Genomic DNA, 19552 nt, shown 5'->3' with positions numbered 1-19552 from the left:
GGGGAGGGCTGTGTGGACGCCATGGGCGCACTCTAGGGTCCGGGGCGGGTCGGGCTGAAGGTCTCAGGTGTGCGGACCCGGGGCCCGTGAGTGGGCACGCCGCCGGACCGGTGTCGGTCGGAGCGGGCCCGGCACGGTCCGTGAAAGACTGCTCGCTATGGCCACTGCAGATTCCGGAGACGTCCTGCCGCACCTGCGCACCGAGGCCATCCGCGCCGTCGTCGGGCCCACCAGTGCGGACCGCGGCTTCGCCGTGGCCGCGTCGGGTGCCGTGGGGCGCCTGCGCTATGACGCCGCCACCGGCCGTCTGAGCGCCTCCGTCCAGGGCACCGCGCCCAGCCCCTACCGGGTGCAGGTGCAGCTGCAGGAGGCCTACGACGACGCCGCCGAGGACGGCGCCGGCGCCCTCATGGAGCCGGTGGGCGGGCGCTGCACGTGCCCGGTCGGGACGGACTGCAAGCACGTGGCCGCCGCGCTCTACCAGGTGGTCCGCCTCGACGCCGACCAGGCCCTCGACGACGCCCGCCGCAAGCTCGCCGAGATGGTCACCACGGCGGACGCGCTGCCCGCGCCCGCCGGCCGGGGCCACGACGGCGGCGGCCCGGCCGGCCTCGACGCCCCGGCCGCGGACGGGGCGGCACCCCCACCCCCTGCCGGCCTGGACTGGCGACGGGTCATGGAGCCGCTGGCCGGACTCCACGGCCCGCGCCGGGTGGGCACGCCGCCCGCGCTGGCGATCGGCGTGGAGCTCGTGGCCGAGTCCTCCCGCAACGCGTTCCAGCAGTGGGGCCCGGCGACCGCCGGGGAGGAGCAGGTGCGCGAGGGCCGCCCGCTGTACGTGACCGTGCGCCCGCTCAAGCGCGGGGCCAAGGGGACGTGGATCAAGGGCGGGCTGACGTGGAAGGCGTTCCAGTTCCCGCGCGCCGAGTTCGCCCCCGCCCAGGAGCGGGCGATGCGCCTGATCTGGCGTCAGGTCCAGGCCGAGGACTCCTACCCGGGCGACGCCTGGTTCGGTCTGCACGTCTTCGACTCCCCGCGGATCTGGCAGCTGCTCGCGGAGGCCCGCGAGGTCGGGGTGGAGCTCGTGCCGCTGGGGCTGCTGACGGACGTGGTGCTGGAGGCGCCCGTCGCCGTCGGGCTGGACGTCACCGCCGCCCCCGACGGCGGTCTGGACGTGGCCCCGTCCCTGGACCCGGCCCCGCCCGGCCCCGGGCTGAGCGGTGTGCACGCCGTGGGCGGCATCGGCTTCTACCGCGTGGAGCTCACGGACGAGGAGGCCGTGCTCCACCTGATCCCCGCCGCACGCCCCGTCCCCGAGGCCGTGCAGCAGCTCGTGCTCGCCGGCGGGCCCGTGCGCGTGCCCGCCGCGGACCGCGAGGAGTTCCTCGGCCGGATCTACCCGCGGCTGCGTGGCGCCCTGCCCGTGACCAGCGGCGACGCCTCCGTGGAGCTGCCCGAGTTCGAGCCGCCCGTGCTGCGGCTGCGCGCCGACTTCCGACCCGGCCACGAGCTCGTGCTGCGCTGGTCCTGGCTCTACTTCGACCCGCCCCGCGAACTCGGCCTCGACGCCGGCGGCGACCCCCTGCGGGACACCCGGCACGAGGACGCGGTGCTGCGCGCCGTGGCCGAGCTCTGGCCGCGCGCCGGCCGTGCGGAGGAGCAGGTCCTCGAGGGCGTGGGCGCCGCCCGGTTCTCCGAGCAGGTGCTGCCGCTGCTGCAGCGCGCGGACCACGTGCGCGTGGACGTCACCGGCGACCGCCCCGACTACCGCGAGCTGAAGGCCGCCCCGCGCATCGAGGTCGGCACGAAGGCCACGCAGAACGACTGGTTCGACCTCGGCGTGCAGGTCTCCGTGGACGGGCACGTGCTGCCGTTCGTGGAGCTGTTCACCGCGCTCGTGCAGGGCAGGACCACGCTGATCCTCGCGGACGGCTCCTACCTGGGCCTCGACCACCCCGCCTTCGACCGGTTGCGCGCCCTGCTCTCCGAGGCCGCCACCCTGCAGGAGTGGACCCCGGAGCACACCCCCGTCTCACGGCACCAGGTCGGCTTCTGGGAGGACCTCAAGGAGCTCGCGGACGAGGTGGACGAGGACCCGGAGTGGACCGCCGCCGTCGGGCGTCTGGCCGCCGTCGAGCGCCTCCCCGAGGCCCCGCGCCCCGCCGGCCTGAAGGCCGACCTGCGCCCCTACCAGGAGGAGGGCCTGCGCTGGCTCGCGTTCCTGTGGGAGCAGGACCTCGGCGGGATCCTGGCCGACGACATGGGCCTGGGCAAGACCGTCCAGACCCTCGCGCTCTTCGCCCACGCGCGCCAGGCCCGGCCCGAGCGGCCGCCGTTCCTCGTGGTCGCGCCGAGCTCCGTGGTGTCCGTGTGGGCGGCCGAGGCCGAGAAGTTCACCCCGGACCTCGACGTGCGCGTCCTGGACACCACCACCCGCAAGCGCGGCACCGCCGTGGCGGACGAGGTGGCGGGGGCGGACGTGGTGGTCACCAGCTACACGCTCCTGAGGATCGACGCCGGCCAGTACGGCGGACTCGACTGGGGCGGGGTGGTCTTCGACGAGGCACAGTTCCTGAAGAACCGCGCCGCGAAGGTGCACACGGTGGCCCGCGACCTGCGCGCCCCCTTCCGGCTGGCCATCACCGGCACGCCGATGGAGAACTCCCTCAGCGACCTGTGGGCGCTGCTGGGCGTCGTCGTGCCGGGCCTGTTCCCGAGCCACCGCCGGTTCCGCGAGACCTACGTGACCCCCATCGAGACCGGGGGGGACCCCGAGCGGATGGCGGCCCTGCGCCGCCGCGTGCGCCCGTTCATGCTGCGCCGCTCCAAGGAGCTCGTGGCGAAGGACCTGCCGTCCAAGCAGGAGCAGATCCTCCAGGTGGAGCTCGAGCCGGCCCACCGCAAGCTCTACGACCGCGTGCTCCAGCGCGAGCGCCGCAAGGTGTTGGGCCTGCTCGGGGACATGGACGGCAACCGGTTCACCATCTTCACGTCGCTCACGCTGCTGCGGATGCTCGCGCTGGCGCCGCAGATCGTCGACGACCAGTACGCCTCCGTGCCCAGCTCGAAGCTCGAGCGGTTCCTCGACGACCTCACCGAGGTGATCGGCGAGGGGCACCGCGTGATCGTGTTCAGCCAGTTCACGAGCTTCCTGCGGGTGATCGCCGAGGAGCTGGACCACCTGGAGATCGAGCACGCGTACCTCGACGGCTCCACGCGCGGGCGCGCCGACGTGATCCGCGGCTTCCGCGAGGGCGAGGCGCCGGTGTTCCTGATCTCCCTGAAGGCGGGCGGCTTCGGCCTGACCCTGACCGAGGCGGACTACGTGTTCCTCATGGATCCGTGGTGGAACCCCGCTGCGGAGGCGCAGGCCGTGGACCGGGCGCACCGGATCGGGCAGGAGCGGACCGTGATGGTCTACCGGCTCGTGTCCGAGGGGACGATCGAGGAGAAGGTGCTCGAGCTGCAGCGGCGCAAGGCCGAGCTGTTCGGCGCGCTCATGGACGAGTCCGACGACTCCGGAGCCGGCGCCTTCACCGACTCCCTCACCGCCGAGGACATCCGGGAGATGCTCGGCGCCGAGGAGTGAGGGCCGCGCGAGGCGGGCCGGACGTTTTCGTTCACGAAACGGCGGCGTGTCGCGACGTTTTCGTTGATGAAACGGCGTCCCGCCCGCCCGTTTCGTCAACGAAAGTCGTCCCCGGGGCGCCGTTTCCCGAACGAAAGCGGGGGGTAGCCTCGGGCCATGCGTCGCCCGTCCCGTTCCAGCACCACCACCCCCACCTTCGTGCCGTCCGCCCGGTCGCAGGTGCCGCCGTTCACGGTGATGAGCATCCTCGGCCGGGTCGCCGAGCTGCGTGCCGCCGGCCACGACGTCGTCAGCCTGTGCGCGGGGGAGCCGGGCGGGGGCGCCCCGCCCGCCGTCGACGCCGCGGCCGCCGCCGTCCACGCCTCCGGCTGTGCCCTCACCTACACCCCGGCGCTGGGCCTGCCGGAGCTGCGGGCCGCCGTCGCCGGCCACTACCGCCGCTGGTACGGGCTCGACGTGCGCCCCGAGCAGGTCGCGATCACCACGGGCTCCTCGGGGGCGTTCATGCTCGGCTTCCTCGCGGCGTTCTCCCCGGGGGACCGCGTGCTCCTGCCGCGCCCCGGCTATCCGGCGTACCGCAACATCCTCACGGCGCTCGGGGTGGAGGTGGTGGACGTGGACGTCGACGCCGGCACCCGCTACCAGCCCACGGTCGCCCACCTGGAGGCGGCGCTCGCGGAGGGCCCGGTCGCGGGGCTCGTGCTCGCCTCCCCGGCCAATCCCACGGGCACGATGGTCAGCGCCGCCGAGCTCGCCGAACTCGCCCGCTGGTGCGAGGAACGCGGTGTGCGGCTCGTCTCGGACGAGATCTACCACGGCATCGTGCACACGGACGGGGAGGGGCTCGGCGCCTGCGCATGGCGCACCTCCCGCACCGCGCTCGTGGTCAGCTCGTTCTCCAAGTACTGGGGCATGCCCGGCTGGCGGCTGGGCTGGATGCTCATGCCGGACGATCTGGCCGCCGCGGTCGACGGCCTCGCCGGCTCGGTCGCCCTCTGCCCGCCCGCCGCGGCACAGGAGGCGGCCGTCCACGCGTTCAGCGAGGAGTCCTACGCGTTCTGCGCTGAGCAGGCCGGCGGCTTCACGGCGACGCGCGGCGTCGTGCTGGCCGCCCTGCCCCGGCTCGGCTGGGCCGACGCCGCCCCCGCCGACGGCGCCTTCTACCTGTGGGCCCGTCTCGCCCCGGGCATGCTGGCGGAGTTCGGCAGCGCCGTCGGCTACTGCGCCGCCCTGCTGGAGGAGGCCGGCGTCGCGCTGACCCCCGGCGACGACTTCGACGCCGTCCACGGGCCCGAGTCCGTCCGGCTCTCCTTCGCCGCCGGCCCGGACGCCCTCCACGAGGCGCTCGAGCGGATCGCCGCCTGGCACGCGGCGCGCGGCCTGGCCTGACGGGCTCCGCCGCACGCCGCACCGGCCGACGTCTCAGCCGCCCAGCCGGTAGCGGCGCCCGAGCGGCGTGTCCGTGACGGCCCGGTCGCCGCGTCGAGGGCGTCACGTGCCGGTTCCCGCGACGGGGGCGCGCCGTCGGCGCCGCCGGGATGACGGGGTGAGGTCCACCGCAGTATTGCGAATCATCCGCAACAGTCTTTATTGTGAATCAGTCGCATCTTCTCGCTCTCGTGAAAGGCTCCCCGTGTCCCACTTCGCCCCGCAGCGCCGTTCCACGCGCACCGCCACCTTCTCCGCCACCCTCGCCGCCGCGGCCATCGCCCTGACGGCGTGCGGCGCGGACGCCGACCCGTCCGGCCCGACGTCGGCACCCGCCTCCGCCGCGGGCGGCTCCGAGTCGCCGGCGGGTGAGGCGACGGCGGCCTCCTCCGTCTCCGCGGAGGACCGCGTCGACCCGACCCAGACCACCGAGGTCTCCGCGGTGACGCCGCGCATCCTGCTCTCGCACGAGGACGGGCTCACGCTGCTCGACGCCGAGTCCGGTGAGGTGGTGAAGGAGCAGGACATCACGGGCTTCAAGCGGCTGAGCAACGCCGGCAACGGCAAGGACGTCCTGGTGACCACCGGGAAGGGCTGGGAGGTGTTCTCCACCGGCATCCAGGCCAAGGCCCACGGCGATCACGTCCACAACTACGAGTCCGCGCCCGGCATGACCGGCGTAACGTTCCCGGGTGAGCATCCCGGCCACGTCGTCACCCACAACGGCAAGACCACCCTCTTCGCGGACGGCACGGGCGCGATCCGCACCTTCGACTCGACCCACCTGGACAAGGCGACCCCGGACCTCATGCCCGTCATGACGGAGGCCGAGACCGAGGACCCGCACCACGGCGTGGCGCTCGAGCTCTCCGACGGCACCCTCTTCACCACGCAGGGCACCGAGGACTCCCGGAACACGCTCCAGGTGATCGACCCGAAGACCGGCGAGGTCACGGCCGAGACCGACGACTGCCCCGGCAGTCACGGCGAGGCCGCGGCCCAGCCGACGGAGGCGGGCGACGTCGTCGTGATGGGCTGCGAGAACGGGCCCGTCGTGTACCGGGACGGCGAGTTCCACAAGGTGGACGTCGAGACCGAGTACCAGCGCTCCGGGAACCTGTTCGGGTTGCATGACTCACCCATCGTCCTGGGTGATCACAAGGTCGAGGAGGAGCCGAAGGAAGCCGTCGAGCGGCCCACGGGGATCGCCCTCATCGACACCCGTACCGATGAGCTCACCACCGTGGACCTCGGCTCGTCCTACTGGTTCCGCTCGCTCGGCCGCGCTGAGGACGGCTCCGCGGTCGTGCTGACCTACGACGGCGAGGTCAACGTGATCGACGAGGAGACCGGTGAGGTCACCGCCGAGTACCCGGTGATCGAGCCGTGGAAGGAGAAGGACGAGTGGCAGGAGCCCGGTCCGATCCTGAAGGTCGCCGGGAACACCGCCTACGTGACGGACGCGGAGAACCGGAGGCTCGTGGCCGTGGACCTGGAGACCGGTGAGACCGTCCTGGAGAAGGACCTGGAGTTCGCCCCGGTCGAGATGGCCGTGGTCACCGGCGAGCCCGAGTCCGTGAAACCCGAGGAGGGCGCGCACGGTGACGAGGACCACGACGACGACGGCCACGAGGGCCACGACCACGGCGCCGAGCCCTCGGAGGGCCACGAGGGGCACGACCATTGATCGTGTGACGAGACTCCGGCCGGGCGCCCTTCGTGGGGAGGGGTGCCCGGTCGGCGGCCGGGGGCGTCGTGGGGACGCTGACGGCCAGGGCCGGCACCTGCCGCCGGCCCGTGGATGGAGGAGGGCGGGGTCGCGTCGTGGGGACGCGGCCCCGCCCGCCTGTCCGCAGGCCCCGCTCCGGGAGGGCCTGCCGGATCCAGGAGGGCCTGCCGGAGAGGATGCCCCGGGGATGGTGGGGTCAGTCGGCCACCGGATCGTGGTCCGTGATCACGCTCAGGCGGTACCGGGTGCCCTCGGGGACCTCGGCGCTCACCACCAGGTCCTCCGCGTCCGACTCCGGCACCATGACGACGTATCCGCCGCAGCGGTCCGACCACCCCAGGGGTTGGTAGGCGGCGAAGCCGTCCGCCCCGAGGATGCCCACCGAGGACGGGCCGGCGTCCGGGTCGTCGCACAGCAGCATCAGGCGCAGGGTGCCCTCGGGGCGTTCGCCGCCCATCGCCGCGCCCCCCTCCCCGGGGGTCTGGAGGCCCTGCAGCTCGGAGGCGATCACGTTGACGTCCGTCGTGGGCGTGCCGGGCAGCTCGACGCCCTCCAGGGCCCGGGCCAGGGGGTCCTCCGTCGGACTGCCCGCCCGGTGCGTGACGGCGGCCTCCGGGAGGGCGGCGAGGAAGCCCTCGCTCAACGGCAGAGCCCCGTTCCTGGCGGGATCGGCGCCCTCGGGCACGAACCCGGCACCGGCGGTGGAGCCGCCGCCCGAACCCTGCGTGGCGCTCCCGGAGGCCGGCGCCGGAGTGCTCGGCGCCGTGGTGCCGGAGGCTGGCCCGCCCGCGGACGGCGTGGTGGTCTCGGACGTGCTCGACGGGGACGGCGTCGTGTCGGAGGACGCCGCAGGGGAGGGTGTGGTGCCGGACGCCGTCGCTGGGCCCCCGCCGCCGGAGCAGCCGGCGAGCGTGAGGGCCAGGGTCAGGGCCGCCGTCGTGGCCGGGAGGGCATGGCGGGCGGAGCGGAGGGAAGGGGGTGAGGGGGTCAAGGCGGACCTCCGTCGGTCGGGGGAGCCCGTGCTCCCGGACGCCGGCCCGACCGGTCGTCGTGCAGTGCGTGAGGGGAGACTATGCATCGCATGGGTCCCCGTCTAGCCCCCGGTGTGAGGGACGCCGGATGTGCGCTTCGCGCGCGGCGGGGAGGAGTCCTCAGGCGGCCGGTGCCTGACCCCGCACCTGCCGCAGCACCTCGGGGGCGACCGCCGCGGCCCAGTCCTCGTAGCCGGCGCCGTTGGGGTGGAACAGGTCCCGGGCCAGGCGGCTGACCTGGTGCCTCAGATTCCGCCGCCACGTGGCCGCGTGCACGTCCGCCACGCCGAGGCCGTGCCGGGCGGCCACCCGCCGCACCACCGTGTTCGCCCGGCGCACGCGAGCCTCGAACGGCGGGATGCGGAACGTCGGGACCAGGCCCAGCGTGGCGCCGGCGGGCAGGGCGCGGGCGATCGCCTCGAGGGGCTCCTCGAAGGCGGCCTCGCGGAACCGCCAAGCCCAGGTGACGTCGTTGCCGCCGACGACGCACGTCACCGCGTCCACCCCGCTCGCCGGCATGAGGGGCAGCTGGTCGGCGAGCACGTCCTTCGCCATGGCCCCGCTGACGGCGAGGTTCACCACCCGCACGGGCCGGCCGGTCTCGGCGGCCACCCGCTCGGCCACCTGGGCCACGTACGTGCGCTCCACGCTCTCGGCCCCGATCCCGACGGCGGCCGAGTCGCCCAGCACCACCCACGTGAGCGCGTCGGGGTCCGCGCGGGCGGCGAGGGCGTGCCAGTGGGCGCGGTAGTCGGCGTCGTGCTGGGCCTGCCAGCCGGAGGGGGAGGGCATGCGCGCCAGGCTACCGGCGCCCTGACGTGCGGACACGCGGGAGGGCCTCGACTCGGGCCACCTCATGGGCCAGGATCCGGCCATGACGTTCCTCCGGGCCGTGGGCCGCTTCTACGGACGCTACGCGCAGTTCGGCGGCCGGGCCGGGCGCGCCGAGTTCTGGTGGGTGGTGCTGTACCTGTCCCTCGCGTCCCTCGGCATCACCCTCCTGTTCGGGGCCCTCGGGGCGGACACGACGACGGCCACCCCCTCCGCCGTCGTGTTCCCCGGCTTCGCGGTCAGCGGTCTCAGCGTCCCCGCCGTCGACTCGATGACCGAGGCCTACCAGGCCTTCTCGGGGGTCTGGGGCCTGCTCCATCTGGTGCCCGCCTGGGCGCTGACGGCCCGGCGCCTGCACGACGCCGGGCTCAGCCGCGCCTGGCTGCTCCTGGCGCTGCTGCCCGTGCTCGGTGCGATCGCCCTGCTGGTGATGGTGCTCCAGCCCTCGGATCCGCGGGTGGCCGCGGAGGCCGCCGCGCCGAGCGGTCAGTCGTCGACGACCTGAACGTCCACGCGGATGTTGCCGCGGGTGGCGTTGGAGTAGGGGCAGACCTGGTGGGCGGCGTCGGCGAGCTGCTGCGCCTCGTCCTGGGGCAGGTCCGGGATGACGACCTCGAGGGTGACGGCCAGGCCGAAGCCCTCGCCGGCCTTGCCGATCGAGACGCGGGCGCCCACGGAGGAGTCGCCGAGCTTCTTCTTGGCCTGGCGGGCGACGCTCTGCAGGGCGGAGTGGAAGCACGCGGCGTAGCCGGCGGCGAAGAGCTGCTCGGGGTTGGCGCCGTCGCCGCTGCCGCCCATCTCGGCGGGGATCGCCAGGTCCATGTCGACGCGGCCGTCCGCGGTCCGGACGTGGCCGTTGCGGCCGCCGCCCGTGGCGATGGCCTCGGTGGTGTAGAGGGGCTCGATCTCGATCACGGTGTGCTCCTTGACGGTGTCTGGCCCGGGGTGCCGGGGGCCGCTCGACGGCGGCCACGGTCCAAAGTAGTCCGCGATCAGGTTGTGTGCAATCCAGTTGTCTGCGGGGTAGGTTGTCCGGGTGGACGTCACCCCCCTCGACCTCGACCGCCAGCTGTGCTTCTCCCTCTACCGCGCCAGCCGGGCGGTGACCCGCGCCTACCGGCCCCTGCTCGAGGAGCTGGGCCTCACCTACCCCCAGTACCTCGTGATGCTGGTGCTCTGGCAGGAGGACGGGCCGGTGGGCGTGAACGACATCGGCGCGCGCCTGGGACTCGACAGCGGCACCCTCACCCCGCTGCTGCGCCGCCTCGACCACGCCGGCCTGGTCACCCGTGCCCGCAGCGCCGACGACGAGCGGCGTCGCCTCATCTCCCTCGCCCCCGCCGGCCGGGACCTGCGCGAGGCCGCCGCCGACATCCCCGCACGCATGGCCGACCTCTACCCCGGGCCGGCCGGACAGCGGGAGGAGCTCAAGGCCTTCCTGGACGAGCTGGCCGCGGGACTCGACTGAGCCGGGGCGCGGGCGGGGGCGCAGGATCCCCGCGACCGCCTGCTGTGCTCAGGACCGCGTCATGAGGACGCGGTCCTGAGCACATCGAGCGGTCTTCTCAGGACGCCGCCCGGGCCACCACACCGCCCCGCCCCGACCGCACCGGCGCGGTGCGGCGGTACCAGTCCAGGCAGAAGACGGCGATCAGCACGAGGTCGATCCAGTCGCCGCCGTAGTACATGAGCTGGGCGCCGGCCTGGGCCTCCGCCACGCCCACGCCCGCCGGCGGATGCGCGTAGACGTGCTTGGAGAGGATCGCGTGCAGCGCGAGGAACGCCACGAGCACACCTGCCCGCAGCGGGTGTCCGTGCGGGTGCGGTGCCGGGTCCACCTGCAGGATCGCGGCGGTGAACACCCACCCGGCCAGCAGCACGTGCACGTGCACCAGCAGATGCCCCACCGCGGAGGCATGCATCCAGGCGTGCAGGGGTGTGGTGTAGAGCAGCCACAGCCCGCCGATGTTCAGCAGCCCCGCCACCACCGGGTGCGAGACCACCCGCACGTACGGCGTGGACAGCACCCGGGACAGCCGCCGCGCCCACGCCACGGGCAGGCCCCGCAGGGCCACGGTCACCGGCGCGGACAGCACCAGCAGCAGCGGGGCGAGCATGCCCAGCAGCAGGTGCCCCCACATGTGGGCCGTGAAGTCGTGGTGGCCGAGCACCCCCAGCGGTCCCACCGCCACGACGCCGGCCACCACCCCCGCGGCCGCGCTCAGGGTGCGCGCGTCGGACCAGGCGCGGCCCCGGCGTCGTCCGGCGCGGACCAGCGCCGCATAGGCGACCAGGAACAGCAGGAGTCCGCCGCCGATGACGACGCCGGCCAGCGGGAACGGGGCGCTCGCCGCCTGGGCGCCGAGCTCCGCCCCGATCCCGCCGGGGTGCTCATGCACGGGCGGCCGCCCGGCGGGAGCCGCGCCGCCACGCCAGGGTGCCGATCATGAGGAAGGCGATCGCAATGGCCATCCACACGAGGTCGTACACGGGGATGTCGTCCACGGGCGCGTACGGGCCGGTGCCCTGCAGCTCCGTGGGGATGACCTCGTACCGGATCTGGTGGATCCTCATGAGCTTGTGCTGGACGGTGCCGTCCCACGCCTGGAACGCGCCCGCGCCGATCAGCACCGCCGGCCACCACCGGCCGACGCCGGGGCCGCCGCGGCGTCGCACGTCCGCGAAGAGGAACAGCCCGGCCACGGCGGCGAACCAGCCGAAGGCGTGGAAGAGTCCGTCGGAGACCAGGCCGACGGCCGCGGTGGACAGGTCGTAGAAGTGGTGCCAGTGCAGGAGCTGGTGCAGGACGACCTCGTCGACGAAGGCGGCCACGCCCACCCCGAAGAGGATCCCGGACAGCAGCAGGCGGCGGTGGAGGTCCCGCCACACCCGGCCCCGCCCCTGCCGTCCATGCCGCGGGCTTCGACGAGCTCGACCGGACGACGGCCTACCGCCTCTGGCAGCTGCGGTCGCTGGTGTTCGTCGTCGAGCAGGACTGCCCCTACCTGGACCTGGACGGCCGCGACCTCGAGCCGGCCACCGTCCACCTGTGGGTCGAGGACGAGGCGGGCACGCCCGTCGCCACGCTGCGGCTGCTGGACGACGGCGACGTCGCCCGCATCGGCCGCGTCGTCACCCACCCCGACGCGCGGGGCCGGGCCCTGGCCGGGGCGCTGCTGGACGAGGCGGTCGCCCGGATCGGCGGGCGGCCGAGCGTGCTGGACGCCCAGGCCCACCTGGCGCACTGGTACGCCCGCTGGGGCTACGCGCCGGACGGGCCGGAGTTCCTCGAGGACGGCATCCCGCACGTGCCGATGCGGCGGGCGGGGGCGGGTGCGACGGACGGGCGTCGCGCGCACACCTGAGAATCGACTGCGGAAGTGACCCTTCTGGGGGTGTCAGCGGGCCTCAGAGGGGTCACTTCTGCAGTCGATTCCGGACGTCGCCGCTCGACGTCGCCTGCAGCTCCGCGGCCGTCTCTGGATCCGGGGTCACCACAGTGAACCGCTGTCCGTCGTGGGTGGCGAGGACCAGCCCGGCGGGGCCGCCGAGGTCCAGCCGCACGCCGCGGCGGGAGCGGGCCCGCCCCGTCACTGGCCAGTTGATGTAGGCGCCGCCCGGCCCGACGTCGTCCTGGACCTCCACCGTGGCCAGTGAGTCCAGGGGCAGCTCACGGGAGTACAGCGGGGCCCGGAGGCGGAGTACGCCGGCGGCGGGGTCCGCCGCGAGCTCGATGCGGGCGCGCAGGAACGCCACCTGGCTCAGCCACACGACCAGCCCGAGGCTCACCGCGGCGATCACGAGGATGCCCGCCGACCGTAGGGCCGGATCCAGCACGAGCAAGAGGACCAAGGGGAGCGCCGTGACGAACACCAACGCCCACCCCAGCACCGCGTAGCCGGGCGGCGGCTCGACGACGGCGGTGCGCGCCGCCTCGGCCGGCGCGGTGGTCATCGGCGCCGGTCCGGGTCCGACGGGGGCTTCAGCCCGAACCGGACGATGTGGAACGCCAGACCCAGCAGCAAGAGCCCCCAGCCGATGAGTCCTCGCCATTCGAGGTCCGTGAAGGAGAGGACGTAGAGGCCCGCGACGGTGGCGAGCACCGCCGCAAGAGGCCAGTCGGCGGCCGCCATCGCCAGCACCACCAGGAGCACGGCGGCGATCGTCACTGCGGTGTACCGCAGGAACAGGGCGCGGTTGCCGAGCGCCTCCTCGAGTCGTGACTCCGTGCCGGTGTGGACGGGGGTGGTACCGGGGGCGGCCTTGAAGAGGCGGATGTGGCCGTAGGTGAGCGCGGGCGTCCAGCCGGCGGCCCGGAAGAGGTCGAAGTGGTGGTCGTCGGGGTCGGTCTCGTAGGACATGTCGAAGACGACGTCCTCGGGCTCGGCGTCCTCGAAGCGCCAGCCGTGGGCGGCCAGGGAGAACCCGGTCAGCCGCTGGCCGCGGCGGGCCGTGTCTTCGAACCTCGCGAGGTCCTTCTCCGGGGTGAAGGCCGGCCCACTGCTCATGCGTGTGGTGCTCATGTCGTCTCCATGATCTGGTCGGCCATCGCCAGGATTCCGCGCCGGCGCTCGATGTCGCTCATCAGGACGCCGCGTCCCCGGGGGTGAGGCGATGGACGCGTCGGGCGTCGTCGCCGTCGAACTCCTCGATGAACCCGGCATCCCTGAGCTTCTTCAACGTGGTGTGGAGATGCGGATCATCGGGGTCCCGCCACTCCCCGAGAATCATTGAGGGATATATCTCTGAGTGACACTCAGTCATCGACTGCCGGTGGGTGCAAGGGGATGGGGCATCGGATGCCGACCTTGACGCCCCCCCGGGCGCGACGACGCCCCGGATGCGCGCGGCACCCGGGGCGTCGTCGGTGGGACGAGGTGGTCGGTCAGTGGCCGTAGCCGCCCTCGTCGTTCTCCTCGGTCTCCTTCTCGGACTGCTCGGCCTTGGCCGCGAGGCCGTCGACCTCGGCGGGCGCCTGCTGCGCGGCCTGGTCCTGGTCGCCGGGGGCGTCGGAGTTCTTCGTCTCGGGGATCTGCTGATCAGCCATGGGTGCCCTCCTCAGGCGTGGTGGGAGGGGCGCCGGGTGAGCGCCCCCTGTCCGACGGCGCCCGGGGTGGGGTGGGCCGACGTCGTCGCAAGTCAACCAAGGGTCAGGCCGACACGCCCACCCCTGGCCCTCCTGCCGGAGGCCCCCGGGTCAGTCCTTGCCGGGCAGCAGGTCGCGGGCGGTCTCGGCGGCGCGCTGGAGCAGGGAGTCGTCCCCGCCGCCGGCCCAGGAGGGGTCGTGGGGCATCGGGCCCATCGGATCGGCCGCGTCCGGGTCGGGTCCACCGCTGCACCTCGTTGCGCGACTTGGCTCGCGGGTAGTAGCGCATGACCTCCGCGTCTCCGAGGAGCCGGCACATGTCGTCGAGGTCAGCGTCGGTCATGCACCGGAACGTGAGTCGATCGGTGGGTTGCGGGATCACCCGACGACCTTACCGACGGCACTGAGCCGTGCCGCGGTCTGCCGCGCTCACCCCACGAAGACGCAGAAGGGGTGGCCGGCCGGGTCCGCGAACACGTACAGGGGCTCGTCCTCGTCGTCGGAGCGGTCCTGGACGAGGCGCCCGCCCAGGCGCAGGGCGTGGCCGTGGGCCGCGTCGAGGGAATCGCGGTCCGGCACGGTGAAATCCAGGTGCAGCTGCATCGGCACCTCGGGTGACGGCCACGTGCTGGGCTTCAGTTCCTCGGTGCGCTGGAATGTCAGGACGCGGCGGCCGTCGTCGTCCAGCAGCACGAGCCAGTCCGCGCTGTCCGGCTCGCGGCCGTCCGCGAGCTCGTCGCCCGCGCGGTAGTGGAGGCCGAGGAGCTCGCGGTAGAACTCCGCGACGGAACGGATGTCGACGGCGTCGACGACCGGCTGCTGGAGCACGGGGCGGCTGACCATGGCCACACATTAAGCGACCTCGGCGTCCGCGTCAGCGTCTCGGCCTCAGTCGACGTCGTCGCGCCCCGCATCCACCCACCGCGCGGCCGGCACGACGGCGGCCAGCGAGACCACCGCCAGGACCTGCCACCCCGCGAGCGCCCAGCCGACCCCGAGCGTCGCCCCGAGCGCACCTCCCGCGAGGGTCGCCAGCGGCACGGAGCCCCGGGTGAGGGTGCGGCGCATCGCGGTGACCCGCCCGAGCGTGCCCTCGGGGCAGGCGCGGGCGGTCACGGCGGCCTGGGTGATGTTCCCGAGCAGGACCATGAACCCCCAGAGGGCGGCGCCGGCCAGCAGCCACGGCCCGGCATGAGCGCGGTCGGCGTAGGCCAGCAGGTGCAGCCCCACGGCCACGGCGCAGCCGACCGAGCCGAGGAGGATGCACCGGCGCTCGCCCAGGCGGTCGATGGCCCGGCCCGCCAGGGACGAGGCCGCCAGTGCCCCGACCGCGCCGGCGGTGATCTGGACGCCCAGGAACTCCGGCCCGAGCCGCAGGTCGGTCAGGATCCAGACCGCCTCGACCGGGGCGAAGAGGGCCATGCCCACATTGGCGGCCACCGACCCCATCGTCAGCAGCCACAGGACCGGGGTGCGCCGCAGGACCGTCCACCCCTCCGCGGCGTCCTTCCCGAACCGGGCCCAGCGGGAGAGGACGTCCGCGACGCCGGGGTCCCCGTCGTCGTCCGGGACGTCCGCCGCGGCGGAGGGCCGCAACCGCACCCGGAGCGCGACGATCGCCGCCGCGAAGAGGAACGCCGTCGCGATGCCGAGCACGGGCCCTGCGCCCAGCGACCCGACGAGGACGCCCGCCGCGGCGGGCACGATCAACACGAGGGCGGCGTCGGCGGACTCGAGCCGCGCCGTCAGGCGGGCGACGGCGGTGGCCGGCACGACGCGCGGCACGAGCGCGGTCTGGGTGGTCTCGGCCAGCACCGTGAGCACGCCCAGCAGGGCCATGACGGCGGCGAGGTGGCCGAACGTGAGCGCGTCGAGCGCCCACGCCACGACGAGCGAGCCGAGCACCGCCGCCTTGGCGAGGCCGGTGGCCGCGAGCAGCCGCGGGCTGAGGTGTCGGTCCACCACGATGCCGATGGGCACGCCGAGCAGGAGGAATCCCAACCCGGAGAGCGTCATCAGCACGCCCATGCCGTCGGCGCCCACGCCGAGCAGGAGCACCGCCAGGACATCCAGGGCGACGTCCGAGGCGGACCGGCCACCCGCGTCGAGGGCGTTGGAGGCGACCAGCCACCGCGCCCGTCCTTCCGGCGGCGGGGGCGTCCCAGTGTCAGGGGTGCGGGGGGCAGGCGTCTGGCGACGCGGGTCCGTGCTCACCGCCACACGTGGAGCAGGTAGCCGTAGCTCAGTGACGTCGCTGCGGGGTGCTCGGCGAGCCACGCGTCGGCGACCCCTCGCTCGAACTCCAGCCGCAGGACGGCCTCGAGGTCGGCGCGGGAGTCGAAGGTCCACGAGCTCATGACCTCACGGGTCTCGGCCCCGACGCCGGCCCACCACTCGCGGGCGTACGTGTCCTGGCCCTGCGCCGCGGCGTTCGTGCTCGCCCGCAGCAGCTCGGCGAACTGGCCGCGCTCGGTGTCGTTGTCGATCACCACGAGCGCGCCGCCGGGCCGCAGCACCCGGGCGACCTCGTCCAGGCCGGGTCGGACGTCCCAGTGCGGGTGCGGGAAGAAGTACGCGAACCGGGCGTGCACGACGTCGACGCTCGCCTCCGGCAGCGGGATCTGCTCGGCCGAGCCGTAGAGCACGCGCGCCCCGCCGGGGCGGGCGCGGGCGGCCCCCAGCAGGCGCACGTCCGGCTCGACGGCGATCGTCTCGGCCGCGTCGGCGTAGCGGGGCAGCCAGAAGCCGGTGCCCGCACCGAGGTCGAGCAGCGTCCGCCCGGCCCAAGGCGCCGCCTCCTGCAGCGCCGCCCAGAGGGCGCCCTCACGGTCCATGGCCGCGTTCTCGATCTCGTACAGCGCCGGGTCCACGCCCTGGTTGCCCGAGGGCCGGAAGTCGGGCAGGTCCGTGGCCGGTCCGCCCGGTGTGCTCTGTGTCATGCCCGGGAGTCTGACACACCTCCCTCTCCACGCCAGTCCGTCACACGGGTCTGCCTCGGCCCGCCGCGCCCCGGAGAGGCTCCGGCCGGTCCTGGATGGCGCGGGGGCGGCTCATATGACGCGCGAGCCGGCCGCCCGCTGGACTCTCGGCGGCCCACCGCGTGGGATGGGCTCACCACCCATCCAGAGCGGCCGAGAGATCTGGCTCGACGACGCCGCAGCAACCCGCCCGCCGGACTCGGACCCCCGGGAACGGCAGGCCCGGTGCTACCGCCAGGACCGATGGAGGAGAGCAGATGCCCCGTCATGCCACACAGCAAGTCCACGCCGGCTACGAGCCCGCCGCGCCCCACCGGCCGGTCGTCCCGCCCATCCACCAGACCACGGCGTTCCGTTTCCCGGACCACGCCACAGCGGCATCGATGTTCCGGCTCGAGACCCCCGGCTTCACCTACAGCCGCACGGGCAACCCGACCGTCGCGGTGTTCGAGAACCGCCTCGCCGCGCTGGAGGGCGGCATCGGCGCGATCGCCACGGCCACCGGCCAGGCCGCCGTCGCGCTGTCCCTGCTGGCGCTGCTGCAGGGCGGCAAGCACCTGGTCGCCTCCAGCCAGCTCTACGGCGGCACCGTCGACCTGCTGACGGACACGTTCGCGGACTTCGGCATCGAGGTCACCTTCGCGGACCCGGCGGACCCGCCCGCGTGGGCCGCCGCGGTCCGGCCCGACACCCGCGCGTTCTTCCTCGAGGCCATCACCAACCCGCTCGCCACCCTCCCGGACCTGCCCGCGCTCGCGGACCTCGCCCACGCGGCCGGCGTGCCCGTGGTGGTGGACAGCACCCTCGCGACGCCGGCCCTCTACCGGCCGCTGGAGCACGGCGCCGACATCGTCGTGCACTCGGCCACCAAGTTCCTCGGCGGGCACGGCGCGGTGCTCGGCGGCGCGATCGTGGACGGCGGCACGTTCGACTACGGCGCGGCGCCGGACCGGTGGCCGCAGCTGGCCCGGCCCAAGGCCCGCTACGGCGGGCAGACGCTGGTCGAGCGGCACGGCCGCGGAGCCTACCTGACGCTGGCCCGCAGCAAGTTCCTGCACGACCTCGGCCCCACCCTCGCCCCCGCGAGCGCGGCGCAGTTCATCCAGGGGCTCGAGACGCTCGACCTGCGCGTGGCCCGCCACACCGCCACCGCCCTGGCCGTGGCCGAACACCTGGCCGGGCACCCCGCCGTCGCGCGGGTGCACCACCCCGGCGTGGCCGGACATCCCAGCGCGGCGCTGGCCGCCCGCGACTTCCCGGACGGCGTCGGCTCGGTGTTCTCCTTCGACCTGGCCTGCGGCCCCGAGGCCGTGGCCCCGTTCCTCGACGCGCTCGAGCTGTTCCAGCTGGTGGTCAACGTCGGCGACGCCCGGTCCCTCGTCTCCCACCCCGCGACCATGACGCACTGTCGCCTGACGCGGCAGCAGCGCGAGGACGCCGGGATCGCCGAGACCACCGTCCGGCTCTCCATCGGGCTGGAGTGTCCCGACGACCTGATCGCGGACCTGGACCGTGCCCTGGCCGTGGTGTCCGCCGCCGGGCCGGCCGTCCCCGCCGCCACGCCCGCCGTCCCCGAGACCGCCGCCGTCACCCAGGAGGTGCGCTGAGATGACCGCCGTCCACCACACCACCCGCTCCGTCTCCCGTCCCGCCGTCCGCGGCTTCACCACCACCGCCGTGCACGCCGGCCAGGAGCCCGACCCGCTGACCGGCGCCGTGGTGCCGCCGATCTACCAGACCAGCACCTTCGTGCAGGACGGCATCAACGTGCTGCGCGCCGGGCATGAGTACAGCCGCGGCTCCAACCCGACGCGGAACGGCTTCGAGACCCAGCTCGCCGCCCTCGAGCACGGCGACCGGGCGTTCGCGTTCGCCTCCGGGCTCGCCGCCGAGGACGCCCTCCTGCGGGCCGTGCTGCGCCCCGGCGACCACATCGTGCTGGGCGGCGACGGCTACGGCGGCACCCACCGCCTCATCACCACCGTCCTCGAGCCGTGGGGCGTGTCCAACACCCCCGTGGACATCACCGACCCGACGGCGGTCGCCGCGGCCGTCCGCCCCGGCCGCACCGCGCTGCTGTGGGTGGAGACGCCGTCCAACCCGCTGCTGGGCATCGCGGACCTGGCCGCCTGGGCGCAGATCGCCCACGACGCCGGCGCGCTGCTGGTCGTGGACAACACGTTCGCCTCGCCCTACCTCCAGCGGCCCCTCGACCTCGGCGCGGACGTCGTGGTGCACTCCACCACCAAGTACATCGGCGGGCACTCGGACGTGCTCGGCGGCGCCGTGGTGGTGGCCGACCGCGAGTTCCGCGGCCGGGCGCTGGCCGAGGCGGTGGCCTACCAGCAGTTCGCCGCCGGCGCGGTCGCCGGCCCGCAGGACTCCTACCTCGCCGCCCGCGGCCTCAAGACGCTCGGCCTGCGCATGGACCGGCACGGCGCCAACGCCGCCGCGCTCGCGGGCTGGCTGCAGGGCCACCCCGAGGTCGCCCAGGTCTTCTACCCCGGGCTGCCCGACCACCCGGGCCACGAGCTCGCCGCGCGGCAGATGGACGGCTTCGGCGGCATCGTCTCCGTCCGGTTGGCCGGGGGAGAGGCCGCGGCCCGCGCGTTCGCCGAGGCCACCGAGCTGTTCGCGCTCTCGGTCAGCCTCGGCGGGGTCGAATCGCTGCTCTGCTACTCCTCCGAGATGACCCACGCCTCCGTGCGGGGCACGCCCCTGGCCGTCCCCACGGACCTGGTCCGGCTCTCCGTCGGCATCGAGGACGTGGCCGACCTGCAGGCGGACCTCGAGGCGGGCCTCGAGTGCGCCGCACGCGTCGCCGCCGGCCGCGGGGCGCCGTCGTCGTCCACGGTGCCCCGTCCCGCACCCGCCCACCAC

The 19552-nt window shown here is 74.4% G+C and carries 20 protein-coding genes and 1 pseudogene; 8 read left to right on the top strand and 13 right to left on the bottom strand.

The window, feature by feature from the left end:
- Positions 1–157: 157 nt before the first annotated feature.
- The 3 genes from CITRIK5_RS09165 to CITRIK5_RS09155 all read left to right on the top strand — a co-directional run bounded on the left by CITRIK5_RS09165 (position 158) and on the right by CITRIK5_RS09155 (position 6704).
- Positions 158–3589, top strand: a complete 3432-nt coding sequence (locus CITRIK5_RS09165; RefSeq protein ID WP_069941394.1) for a DEAD/DEAH box helicase — start codon at positions 158–160, stop codon at positions 3587–3589.
- Positions 3590–3745: 156 nt separating this feature from the next.
- Complete coding sequence (locus CITRIK5_RS09160; protein WP_119217715.1) at positions 3746–4978, top strand: aminotransferase class I/II-fold pyridoxal phosphate-dependent enzyme; 1233 nt, start codon at positions 3746–3748, stop codon at positions 4976–4978.
- A gap of 244 nt (positions 4979–5222) precedes the next feature.
- On the top strand, positions 5223–6704 hold the full coding sequence (locus CITRIK5_RS09155; protein ID WP_119217716.1) for a PQQ-binding-like beta-propeller repeat protein: 1482 nt from the start codon (positions 5223–5225) through the stop codon (positions 6702–6704).
- Between the two features lie 238 nt (positions 6705–6942).
- Here the strand turns inward: CITRIK5_RS09155 and CITRIK5_RS09150 are convergent, their stop codons facing one another.
- Together CITRIK5_RS09150 and CITRIK5_RS09145 are read right to left on the bottom strand one after the other, a co-directional pair.
- A complete protein-coding gene (locus CITRIK5_RS09150) occupies positions 6943–7389 on the bottom strand; it encodes a hypothetical protein (protein WP_049145741.1) in 447 nt (148 codons plus the stop codon).
- Between the two features lie 508 nt (positions 7390–7897).
- Positions 7898–8569, bottom strand: coding sequence for an SGNH/GDSL hydrolase family protein (locus CITRIK5_RS09145; protein WP_010080009.1), 672 nt, complete (start codon positions 8567–8569; stop codon positions 7898–7900).
- Positions 8570–8651: 82 nt separating this feature from the next.
- On the opposite strand from CITRIK5_RS09145, the gene CITRIK5_RS09140 reads away from it, so the two are divergent.
- Positions 8652–9113 carry a DUF805 domain-containing protein gene (locus CITRIK5_RS09140; protein WP_036341245.1) on the top strand — a complete coding sequence of 154 codons (462 nt, stop codon included), beginning with the start codon at positions 8652–8654 and terminating at the stop codon, positions 9111–9113.
- Here the strand turns inward: CITRIK5_RS09140 and CITRIK5_RS09135 are convergent.
- Positions 9095–9523, bottom strand: a complete 429-nt coding sequence (locus CITRIK5_RS09135; protein ID WP_036341242.1) for an organic hydroperoxide resistance protein — start codon at positions 9521–9523, stop codon at positions 9095–9097. The two genes, CITRIK5_RS09140 and CITRIK5_RS09135, sit on opposite strands and share 19 nt — an antisense overlap.
- 121 nt (positions 9524–9644) lie before the next feature.
- Here CITRIK5_RS09135 and CITRIK5_RS09130 point away from each other — a divergent pair, with 121 nt between their 5' ends.
- Positions 9645–10076, top strand: a complete 432-nt coding sequence (locus CITRIK5_RS09130; protein WP_012751108.1) for a MarR family winged helix-turn-helix transcriptional regulator — start codon at positions 9645–9647, stop codon at positions 10074–10076.
- A gap of 97 nt (positions 10077–10173) precedes the next feature.
- On the opposite strand, the gene CITRIK5_RS09125 is transcribed toward CITRIK5_RS09130, so the two are convergent.
- Together CITRIK5_RS09125 and CITRIK5_RS09120 are read right to left on the bottom strand one after the other, a co-directional pair.
- Positions 10174–11007 (bottom strand): cytochrome c oxidase assembly protein, encoded by an 834-nt coding sequence (locus CITRIK5_RS09125; RefSeq protein ID WP_010080013.1) that lies wholly within the window; start codon positions 11005–11007, stop codon positions 10174–10176.
- On the bottom strand, positions 11000–11497 hold the full coding sequence (locus CITRIK5_RS09120; protein ID WP_159833569.1) for a DUF2243 domain-containing protein: 498 nt from the start codon (positions 11495–11497) through the stop codon (positions 11000–11002). Before CITRIK5_RS09120 ends, CITRIK5_RS09125 begins: the two co-directional genes overlap by 8 nt.
- Positions 11498–11583: 86 nt before the next feature.
- Between CITRIK5_RS09120 and CITRIK5_RS09115 the strand changes: the two genes are divergently transcribed.
- Entirely contained in the window at positions 11584–11973 is a 390-nt protein-coding gene (locus tag CITRIK5_RS09115; protein WP_327036766.1) for a GNAT family N-acetyltransferase, read from the top strand.
- Between the two features lie 52 nt (positions 11974–12025).
- On the opposite strand, the gene CITRIK5_RS09110 is transcribed toward CITRIK5_RS09115, so the two are convergent.
- The 8 genes and pseudogenes from CITRIK5_RS09110 to CITRIK5_RS09075 all read right to left on the bottom strand — a co-directional run bounded on the left by CITRIK5_RS09110 (position 12026) and on the right by CITRIK5_RS09075 (position 16633).
- Positions 12026–12562, bottom strand: coding sequence for a hypothetical protein (locus CITRIK5_RS09110; protein ID WP_119217720.1), 537 nt, complete (start codon positions 12560–12562; stop codon positions 12026–12028).
- Entirely contained in the window at positions 12559–13131 is a 573-nt protein-coding gene (locus CITRIK5_RS09105; RefSeq protein ID WP_049145701.1) for a DUF2812 domain-containing protein, read from the bottom strand. The genes CITRIK5_RS09110 and CITRIK5_RS09105 overlap by 4 nt, the downstream gene beginning before the upstream one ends.
- 61 nt (positions 13132–13192) lie before the next feature.
- Entirely contained in the window at positions 13193–13372 is a 180-nt protein-coding gene (locus tag CITRIK5_RS09100) for a hypothetical protein (protein ID WP_158184041.1), read from the bottom strand.
- 121 nt (positions 13373–13493) lie between these two features.
- Positions 13494–13655, bottom strand: a complete 162-nt coding sequence (locus CITRIK5_RS09095; RefSeq protein WP_153239435.1) for a hypothetical protein — start codon at positions 13653–13655, stop codon at positions 13494–13496.
- A gap of 286 nt (positions 13656–13941) precedes the next feature.
- Positions 13942–14076, bottom strand: a pseudogene (locus tag CITRIK5_RS12335) (GNAT family N-acetyltransferase); the annotation flags it as partial.
- A gap of 47 nt (positions 14077–14123) precedes the next feature.
- The gene (locus CITRIK5_RS09085; protein WP_159833567.1) at positions 14124–14537 is read right to left on the bottom strand and encodes a VOC family protein; all 414 of its coding nucleotides are present in this window, start codon (positions 14535–14537) and stop codon (positions 14124–14126) included.
- A 45-nt stretch (positions 14538–14582) separates the two neighbouring features.
- The gene (locus CITRIK5_RS09080; protein ID WP_236557171.1) at positions 14583–15908 is read right to left on the bottom strand and encodes an MFS transporter; all 1326 of its coding nucleotides are present in this window, start codon (positions 15906–15908) and stop codon (positions 14583–14585) included.
- On the bottom strand, positions 15905–16633 hold the full coding sequence (locus CITRIK5_RS09075; protein ID WP_159833565.1) for a class I SAM-dependent methyltransferase: 729 nt from the start codon (positions 16631–16633) through the stop codon (positions 15905–15907). The genes CITRIK5_RS09080 and CITRIK5_RS09075 overlap by 4 nt, the downstream gene beginning before the upstream one ends.
- A gap of 296 nt (positions 16634–16929) precedes the next feature.
- Between CITRIK5_RS09075 and CITRIK5_RS09070 the strand changes: the two genes are divergently transcribed.
- Both CITRIK5_RS09070 and CITRIK5_RS09065 read left to right on the top strand, forming a co-directional pair.
- On the top strand, positions 16930–18279 hold the full coding sequence (locus tag CITRIK5_RS09070; protein WP_159833563.1) for an O-acetylhomoserine aminocarboxypropyltransferase/cysteine synthase family protein: 1350 nt from the start codon (positions 16930–16932) through the stop codon (positions 18277–18279).
- A gap of 1 nt (position 18280) precedes the next feature.
- A partial coding sequence (locus tag CITRIK5_RS09065; RefSeq protein WP_159833561.1) for a cystathionine gamma-synthase occupies positions 18281–19552 on the top strand: 1272 nt, incomplete at its 3' end.

It is taken from the genome of Micrococcus sp. 116 (assembly GCF_902506395.1).
Lineage (GTDB): Bacteria > Actinomycetota > Actinomycetes > Actinomycetales > Micrococcaceae > Micrococcus > Micrococcus luteus.
This window is presented reverse-complemented; position numbering and strand designations above follow the sequence as displayed.